At 70.7% G+C, this 8,962-nt stretch carries 5 protein-coding genes; all 5 read left to right on the plus strand.

Going from position 1 to position 8,962, the window contains the following annotated elements; translation table 11 throughout:
• Positions 1–227 precede the first annotated feature (227 nt).
• A complete protein-coding gene (locus tag AC5LSR_RS13655; protein WP_250280736.1) occupies positions 228–1,466 on the plus strand; it encodes an NAD(P)/FAD-dependent oxidoreductase in 1,239 nt (412 codons plus the stop codon).
• Between the two features lie 232 nt (positions 1,467–1,698).
• Complete coding sequence (locus AC5LSR_RS13660) at positions 1,699–2,922, plus strand: acyl-CoA dehydrogenase family protein (protein ID WP_445548433.1); 1,224 nt, start codon at positions 1,699–1,701, stop codon at positions 2,920–2,922.
• A 206-nt stretch (positions 2,923–3,128) separates the two neighbouring features.
• Positions 3,129–3,662 carry a PaaI family thioesterase gene (locus AC5LSR_RS13665; RefSeq protein WP_250280735.1) on the plus strand — a complete coding sequence of 178 codons (534 nt, stop codon included), beginning with the start codon at positions 3,129–3,131 and terminating at the stop codon, positions 3,660–3,662.
• Between the two features lie 474 nt (positions 3,663–4,136).
• Positions 4,137–4,772, plus strand: coding sequence for an SGNH/GDSL hydrolase family protein (locus AC5LSR_RS13670; protein WP_493468526.1), 636 nt, complete (start codon positions 4,137–4,139; stop codon positions 4,770–4,772).
• A 525-nt stretch (positions 4,773–5,297) separates the two neighbouring features.
• On the plus strand, positions 5,298–8,962 hold a 3,665-nt coding region (locus tag AC5LSR_RS13675), incomplete at its 3' end, for a beta-ketoacyl synthase N-terminal-like domain-containing protein (protein ID WP_493468527.1).

Here is an 8,962-nt window from a genome sequence, read left to right on the forward strand (position 1 = left end):
CCCTCCTCCCAACGCCCGGTGAACCTGTGGAGAATTCTCCGGATATCTTTCCGGTGTTCTTCCGGGCCCTTCCCGGGTTGTGGGTCAATTGTGCCGCCCAATTGGGCGATGTATCTCGGCGGTAGTTGTTGACTCTCGTTCCGGCAGCTGTGGAAAATCGACCCGTACCACTGCCGTGTGTAATACCACCGCGGGCTTCGCCGGGTTCACGACAGGAGCACATTCTCATGTACGACGTCATCGTTGTCGGTGCGCGCTGCGCCGGTTCACCACTGGCGCTGCTGCTCGCCAGGCGAGGCCACCGGGTCCTTGTCGTCGATCGGTCTACCTTCCCGAGTGACACCGTCTCGACGCACTATGTTCACCAGACCGGCCTTGCCCGGCTGCGGGACTGGGGCCTGCTCGACCGCCTCGTGGCGTCGGGCGTCCCGCCGATAAGAAACCTGATCATGTCCTACACCGGCATCCACATCGAGGGCTTCGCCGACCCGATCGAGGGCATCACCGAGGTCTACTCCCCGCGGCGCACCGTCCTGGACGGCATTCTCGTCGACGCGGCGCGCGCGGCCGGAGTGGAGATCCTCGAGGGCTTCACCGTCCAGGACGTGATCTTCGAGGACGGCCGTGCGGCCGGTATCCGGGGCCAGTTCGGCGACGGGCCGGAGCAGGAGTTCCGCGGCTCGTTCGTCGTCGGCGCGGACGGCCGGAACTCGACGGTCGCGGACAAGGTCGGGGCCGACTTCTACCGGGTGGTCCCGGCGAGCTGCTTCGTCTACTACTCGTATTTCAGCGGCCTGGACTGGAGTTTCCACCACCGGACCGGCTTCAACGAGCAGCAGATAGGAACGTGGCCGACCAACGACGGCCTGAACCTGCTGTCCCTGCTGCGCCGGCGGGAGCACTTCAGCGCGTTCCGCACCGACGTGGAGAACAACTTCCACGCGGTGTACGACGAGGTCGTCCCCGAGCTCGGTGAGGAACTGCGGGCGAAGGGGAAGCGGGAGGAGAACTTCCGGGTGATGCGTTACCCGGACAACTACTACCGCCGCTCCAACGGGCCGGGCTGGGCGCTGGTGGGGGACGCCGGATACCACAAGGACCCGTTCACCGGCTGGGGAATCACCGACGCCCTCGTGTACGCCGAGCTCCTGGCGAACCATCTGCACGAAGGACTGGCCGGCGAGCGCCCGATCGACGACGCGGTGGCGGAGTACGCCAGGCTCCGCGACGAGCGGAGCAAGAGCACCTTCGAGTTCACCTGCATGATCTCCGAACTCCTCCCGCTGCCCCCCTTCTTCGACTCGGTGCTGCGCGCCACGAGCCAGAGCCCGGAATACACGAAGAAGTTCTACGCGATGATAGGCGGGGGCATCCACGGTGAGGAGTTCTTCGCTCCGGAGCACCTGGAGAAGCTCTACGAAGCGGTCGGGACACCGCGGGACAAGCGGCTGCTCACGGCCGCCTGACCGTTTCTCGCCCACATCTGCCCGTATAAGCCTGTATCAGACAATACCTGCTGGTATAGGACGATATCGCTTCTCGCCTGTACCGCTCCTCGGTCATCAGGTGCCCTGGTGTACCGGGGAGCCAGGGGAGCGGGGAGCCGGTGAACCAGGCGGCGCGGCAGGAGGAACGGACGCGCCGCCCGCCGCCCCCGCGCGGCGGCGGCGCCGACACAGACCAGGAGCGTGCCCAGCCGTGAACGCCGTACCCACCGCACTCACCGCACTCACCGCGTCCAGCGCGTCCAGCGCGGGCAGCGCGGGCGCCAGCCCGCAGCGGATCGCCGAACGCACGAGGGCGTTCGTCCAGGAACATGTCTTCCCGGTCGAGCGGGAGATCATCGTCGACGGGCGTCCGATGGACGACGCGCTGCGGGTGCGGCTGCAGGAGGCGGCACGCCAGGCGGGGGTCTTCGGCCCGCTGTCGCCGGTGGCCTACGGCGGGCTCGGCCTCGACACCCGTGCCCTGGCGCACGTGCTGGAGGCCGCCGGCGCGAGCCTGATCGGCCCGATCGCGGTGAACGCGTCCGCCCCGGACGACGGCAACATCCACCTGCTCGCCCACCTCGCCACCGCCGAGCAGGCGCGGCGGTACCTGGAGCCGCTGGCGCGCGGTGAGGTCCGCTCGTCCCTCGCGGTGTCCGAACCGTCCCCGGGGGCGGGGTCGGATCTCGCGATGCTGCGCACGACCGCCGAGAAGGCCCCCGGCGGCTGGAAGATCAACGGTGCGAAGCACTTCGTCACCGGAGCCGACGGGGCGGCGTTCAGCATCTGCATGGCCGCGACCACCGGTGGCTCGACCATCTTCGTGGTGGACCAGGACAACCCGGGGCTCACCGTCGGCCGCCGCATGCCGACGCTGGACCACAGCGCCCCGGGCGGCCACTGCGAGGTGACGTTCGACGACTGCTTCGTGCCCGACGACGCCGTGCTCGGCGAGGCCGGGAAGGGCTTCGAGCAGATCCAGGCACGGCTGGCCCCCTCCCGCATCATGTTCTCGATGAGCTGGCTGGGGGTGGCCGTCCGGGCGCACGAGATGGCGGCCGCGCGGATCGTCGGGCGCGAGGCGTTCGGGACAGCGGTCGCCGGCCACGGGATGGCCCAGGCGCACGTCGCCGACAACGAGATCGACATCGCGGCCGCCCGGGCGCTCGTCCACTCGACAGCCGCCGTGATCGACGAGCGTGGCGCGCTCAGCGGCGCCGCGCGCCACGCGTCCGCGATCACCAAGACCTTCGTGTCGGAGGCGGTCTGGCGGGTGCTCGACCGCGTGGTGCAGCTCTACGGCGGGCTCGGTGTGTGCGAGGACGAACTGGTCGCCCGCTTTCTTGTCGAGGCGCGGGGTTTCCGGATCTACGAGGGCCCGTCCGAGGTGCTGCGCTGGTCCATCGCCCGCCGGGTGCTGCGCGCTCACCGGTGAGGCGCACCGGCGAACTCCGCTGGCGAACTCCGCTGGCGAACTCCGCTGATGGGCTCCGCTGGGCGCCGCCGCGGTGCGGACCGTCTTCGTGCCCGTTTTCCCCCGCCCCGCGCGCTCCTGCCCGCATGGCGCTTCACCTCTTTTTCCGCCGCCTCCGGTGACCGGTTCGACACCTGTTCACGGTCCGGTAGGAAAACAGTGTTGGGATGGTAGACGTGACCAGTGACACGCGGGTTCCGCCCGCCCAGGCCGGGTATGCGATATTCAGCGAGGCCACCGGCGGAGTCGTCGACTACGAACGGATTCGTGAGATCACGAACTCGCTCGTGCCCTTCGGTCGTTTCGTCGGGGCCGATATCACCGAGGTTGGGCCGGACCGCGCGGTGGTCGAGATTCCGGCGGACAGGAACCTCACCAATCATCTGGGGACGGTGCACGCCGGCGCGCTCTTCCTGGCCGCGGATATCGCCGGTGCCGCCGCGCTGGCCGGCGCGCTGGCGCCGCGCCTGGCCCGGGTCGAGTACACGGTGGTCCGGGACGCGCGGTCGATTTTCCGGAAGCCGGCCGTCGGCCGGGTCCGCGCGATCGCCACCGTGGACGAGCGAGAGGCGCGGCGAATCCTGGCCAGCACGGCCGCGGAGCAGTTCGACCTGGACGGCAGGGCGCTGCTCTACGACGACGCCGACGTGCTGCTGGCCAAGTTCCACTTCGACTATGCCTGCAGCATCGCGGCGGGCTGAACGGGTTCCGCCGGCACTGTGGACGAACTGGTGCAAAACCTGTGTAATGCTGTAAAATGTATCGGTCGCACAAGTTTCCCGAAGAGTGCGTGACGATGTCCGGGCACGCCCGGCGGCCTCCCGCGACAGTGGCAGCGGGCCGGTGATGTATGGCGGGCCCCACGGGACAGTGAACTCTGCCGAAATTTGTCGAGAATTCTGGAGCGGGCATCCTGTTTTCCCGTGGATAGCGTCGATAGCCCGCCCTGATCAGGCAATAGGTATCCGGGATTGGCGTTGACCGTTCTTTCGGATGCTTCGCACAATTGAGAGGAAACTTGCTGGCGAATGCCCGTGCCAAGACCTGCCGGATAACATGACAGGGGTGTGAACAATGCGTGACGACCGCACGGACGGGTGGGCTGGCATCCAACTTGTGGAATCTTTTCGCGGGCAGCTCGGGACGAAGCGGGGAACATGATGGCGAAAGCGCGGATGACGGTCGTCGGTGACAGTTTCGTCGAGGGCCGGGGCGACCCCGCACCGGACGGGGCGTACCGCGGCTGGGTGCCCCGGTTCGCCGAGATGTTCGGGATCGCGGGCAGCGGCTGCCTCAACCTGGGGACCTTCGACGCGACCACCCAGGATGTGATCGACCGGCAGCTTCGGGTCGCGCTGGTGAACAAGGCCCCGCTGATCGGGTTCGTGGCCGGGGTCAATGACCTGATCCGGGACTACGACGCGGCCCGCTTCCGGCGGAATCTCGAGGCGATCTTCGCGACGCTGTCCGGCCCGGACACGGTGATGTTCACCGCGACCTACGCGGACATTCCCGGCAACCTCCCGTTGCCGGCGTCCTTCCAGGAGCTCCTGCGGGGCCGTTTCGCCGAGGCGAACGAGTACCTGCGGGAGATCTCCGCACGTACCGGCGCGCTCTGCCTGGACGTCGTCGACAGCCGGGAATGGGCGGACCCGGCCATGTGGTCGGCCGACGGCCTGCACCCCAGCCCCATCGGTCACCAGCACTTCGCCGAAGCCATGGCGGACCTCGTCGGCCTGGCCACCGGAATGGTGCCGCTGTCCACGGCCTCCCCGTTCGCCGGCGTCGGTGCCGGACCACTGTCGTACTAGACCAGCCCGAACATCGGACCAGCCCGAACATCGGACCAGCCGAGACAACAGACCAGCCGATATGCCAGATCACTCGGAACACCAGATCACCTGAAATGCCAGGACGGCCGGCGTGGCAGGACGGCCGGACAGGCACGGTCATGGTTTTTCTCGCGCCGGCCGGCAGCCGGCCGCGGATGTCCGCACGCCGATCCAGAAGGTCCCACCGGCCCGGCTTCACCGGGCCGCCGCACGGCACGGCCGAGTGGGGAACCAGCGCCGCTGGCTCCCCGTCCCGGCTCTTTCGTGTGCCCGCGGGCACCGGGCGAGCCGGCGGAACATGCCGGATCCGAGGCGCCCGCCGGCGGCCGGCCCAGGAACGGGAACCCGGGAGAGAAGTTTCCGGGAAAGCAGTATCCGGGAAAGCGGGGCGCGGAAACGCGGAGCCTCGCGGGCACCGCACCCGAAAACGCGGGCCCGGGCCACGGAAAAGGCCGGGACCATCCGCTGCGACAAGGCTCAAGGAAAGCTCAGGAGAGGAAAACGGTGAGCGGCGACACGCTGGCGCAACGGCGCCTGGCCGACAATCCGATCGCGATAGTCGGTATGGCCGGTCTCTTCCCGAACGCTTACAACTACCGGGAGTACTGGCAGAACATCGTCGACGCGACGGACTGCACACAGGACGTCCCGGCGGACCGGTGGAACCTGGACGACTACTACGACCCCGATCCGACCGTCCCGGACATGACCTACTCGCGCCGCGGCGGCTTCATCCCCGACGTCGACTTCGACCCGCTGGAGTTCGGCATCCCGCCGAACCAGCTCGAGGTCACCAGCGTCATGCAGACCCTGAGCCTGATCGTGGCCCGGGACCTGCTGCGCGACGCGGGCGCGACCGGCTCCGACTGGTACGACGCCACCCGCACCGGGGTGGTCCTGGGGGTCACCGGGCCGGTCCCGCTGATGCATCCGCTGGCCGCCCGGCTGTCGACCCCCGTCCTGAAGGAAGTGGTCCGTAGCTGCGGGCTCAGCGCGTCCGACGCCGAGGCCATCGCCGCCAAGTACGTCCAGGCGTTCGCGCCGTGGGAGGAGAACTCCTTCCCCGGCCTGCTGGCCAACGTGGTCTCCGGCCGGGTCGCCAACCGCCTGGGGCTGGGCGGGATGAACTGCACGGTGGACGCGGCCTGCGCGGCGTCGCTGTCAGCCCTGCGGATGGCCGTGGCCGAGCTGGTCGACGGCCGGGCCGAGATGATGATCGCCGGTGGCGCCGACACCGAGAACTCGATCTTCGGGTACATGTGCTTCAGCAAGACCCAGGCCCTGTCGAAGAGCGGGCGGATCCGGCCGTTCGACGACGCCGCCGACGGCACCCTCATCGGCGAGGGCATCGGCATGATCGCGCTGAAGCGGCTCGCCGACGCCGAGCGGGACGGCAACCGTGTCTACGCGGTCATCCGCGGCATCGGCTCGTCCAGCGACGGCCGGTCCAAGAGCATCTACGCGCCCCGTGCCGAAGGGCAGCGGCTGGCGCTGGCCCGCGCCTACGCCGACGCCGACTGCTCGCCCGCGTCCGTCGAGCTGTTCGAGGCACACGCCACCGGCACCGCGGTGGGGGACAGGACCGAGCTGTCCGCGCTGACCGAGGCGCTGGCCGAGGCGGGCGGCGAGCGGCACTTCGCCGCGGTCGGCAGCGTGAAGTCGCAGATCGGCCACACCAAGGGCGCCGCGGGCACGGCGAGCCTGATAAAGCTCGCGCTCGCCCTGCACCACCGGACGCTGCCGCCGACGATCAACGTGGAGCATCCCAACAGCGCGATCGACTTCACCGGCGGGCCGTTGTACGTCAACACCCGGACCCGGCCGTGGATCCGCGACCCGGCCCGGCCGGTCCGCCGGGCCGCCGCCTCGGCGATGGGCTTCGGCGGGACGAACTTCCACGTCGTTCTTGAGGAACACACGGCCTCCGAGGAGCACACCGGCGAGCGCCGCGCCACCACGACACTGCACCGCACCGCCCGCGCCCACCTCTGGCACGCGGCCGACACCGCCAGCCTGCTGGAGCTGCTGCGCTCCGGCGCCGAGCCGGGCGACAGCACGCCGATCCCGGCGGAGCACGCCCGGGTCGGCTTCGTCGCCGTGGACGACGAGACCGCCCAGCGCCTGCTCGCCCTGGCGGTCGAGCAGCTCGCCGCCGCCCCGGACGCGGCGCAGTGGACGCATCCGGCGGGGGTGTTCTTCCGCGCCCGGGCGCTGGCCGGCCTGAAGGTGGGCGCGCTGTTCGCCGGGCAGGGCAGCCAGTACCTGGACATGGGCCTGGAGGCGGTGCTCAACATCCCGGCCGTGGCCGGGGCCGTCGACGACGCGAACGAGGCGTTCGCCGGAGCCGACCGCCGGCTGGGCGCGATCATCTACCCGCCGCCCGTCTTCGACGCGGAACTACGCCAGAAGCAGGAGAGCACCCTGCGCCGGACCGAGTACGCCCAGCCCGCGATCGGGGCGCTCTCGGCCGGCCAGTTCCGCTACCTCGCCGAGCTGGGCCTGCGCTGCGCGGGATTCCTCGGGCACAGCTTCGGGGAGCTCACCGCGCTGTGGGCCGCGGGCGCCCTCGACGACGCGGACTTCTTCCGCCTCGCCCGCGCCCGCGGCGAGGCGATGGCCCCGCCCGCCGAGGACCCCGACCACGACCCGGGCACCATGGCCGCCGTCCAGGCCACCCGGGAGCAGGTCGACGACATCCTCCGCGCCTTCCCCGGCGTGGTGATCTGCAATCACAACGCGCCGGACCAGGTGGTCGTCGGCGGGGAGACCCAGGCGGTCGGCGAGGTCGTCCAGGAATGCAAGCAGCGGCAGCTGGGCGCCCGGCCGCTGCCCGTCTCCGCGGCCTTCCACACCTCCCATGTGGCGCATGCCGTCGAGGCGTTCGGGCACGCCGTCTCGACGGCGCGGATCGGCGAGCCGCGGCAGCCGGTCTACGCCAACACCGCGGGCGTCCGGTACGGGCCGGACACCGAGGCGAACCGGCGCGCGCTGACCGAGCAGCTGCTCCAGCCGGTCGAGTTCGTCCAGGCCCTGGCGGCTATCCGTGCGGACGGCTGCAACGTGTTCGTCGAGTTCGGCCCCAAGCAGGTGCTGACCGCGCTGGCCAGGCGGACCCTCGAGGAGTCCGGCATCGTCGCCGTTCCCACCGACGCCGGCCCGCTCGGCGACAGCGACGTCGCGTTGAAGCAGGCCGCCGTCCAGCTCGCGGTTCTCGGCGCGCCGATCAGCGGGATCAACCGGTACGACGCCCCCGCGTGGGTGGCGCCGAAGTCCCGGGGCATGGCCGTGACCCTGAACGGAGCCGACTACGTGCCGGAGTCCCGCCGCGCCGCCTATCGGGCCGCGCTCGACGACGGTTTCCGGGCGTCGGTCGTCACTCTGGCCGCCAGCGGCGCCAGCGGCGCCAGCGGCGCCAGCGGGACAGGCGGCAACGGGACAGGCGGCGACAACGGTTTCGGGCTCGGCCTCGGCCTCGGGGCTGGTAACGGGATCGACGCGGATGTCGCGGACGCCCACCGGGCCGCTCGTCAGGACGGCCACCAGGTGCCGGCGGACGCGGCGGCGCCGGGCGGCCCGTCGGTACCCGGCCCGTCGGTCCTCTCCGCCGGCCATGCCGCCGCATCATCGACGGCCGCATCCTCGACGGCCGCGCCAGCGCCGACCACGTCGGCGGCCCCACAGCCGGCGGCAGCGTGGCCGCCGGCCGTCGCTATCGCCGCACCACCGGCGGCGGCCCACTCCCACAGCGCCGACGCGGTGGGCAGCGGCCGTGTCGATGATGCCGGGGACGGCAGCGGCCTCGACGACGTGGTCGCGCAGCATGTGGCGCTGCACTCCCGGTATCTGGAAAGCCAGCTGCAGGTCGCCGAAGGGCTGGTGGAGATCCTGCACCAGCGGCAGCCCGGCGTGGACGAGGCCGGCGGGGCCTGGCTCGCGCGGGCGGTCGAGAGCGTGAAGGACCAGAGCCTGGCGATCGGGCAGGCGCACATCCGCGCCAACGAGATCCTCTCGTCGCTGGCCGAGATCGAACGCGGCGGACAGCGTCCCCCGGCGATCAACGGCTACCTTGCACCAGCACCAGCACCAGCACCAGCCGCCTTCGCCCCGTCCGCCCCGCCGCCGCCGGCTCTGCCGGAGCAGCCGCGCCGGACAGAGATCGCCGCGGCTCC

This window comes from Protofrankia sp. CiP1_Cm_nod4, assembly GCF_982290645.1.

What these genes read in the sequence shown, in the direction of transcription:
- AC5LSR_RS13655 (WP_250280736.1), top strand. Translation starts at nt 228, where the DNA reads ATGTACGACGTCATCGTTGTCGGTGCGCGCTGCGCCGGTTCACCACTG.
- AC5LSR_RS13665 (WP_250280735.1), top strand. Translation starts at nt 3,129, where the DNA reads ATGGTAGACGTGACCAGTGACACGCGGGTTCCGCCCGCCCAGGCCGGG.
- AC5LSR_RS13670 (WP_493468526.1), top strand. Translation starts at nt 4,137, where the DNA reads ATGACGGTCGTCGGTGACAGTTTCGTCGAGGGCCGGGGCGACCCCGCA.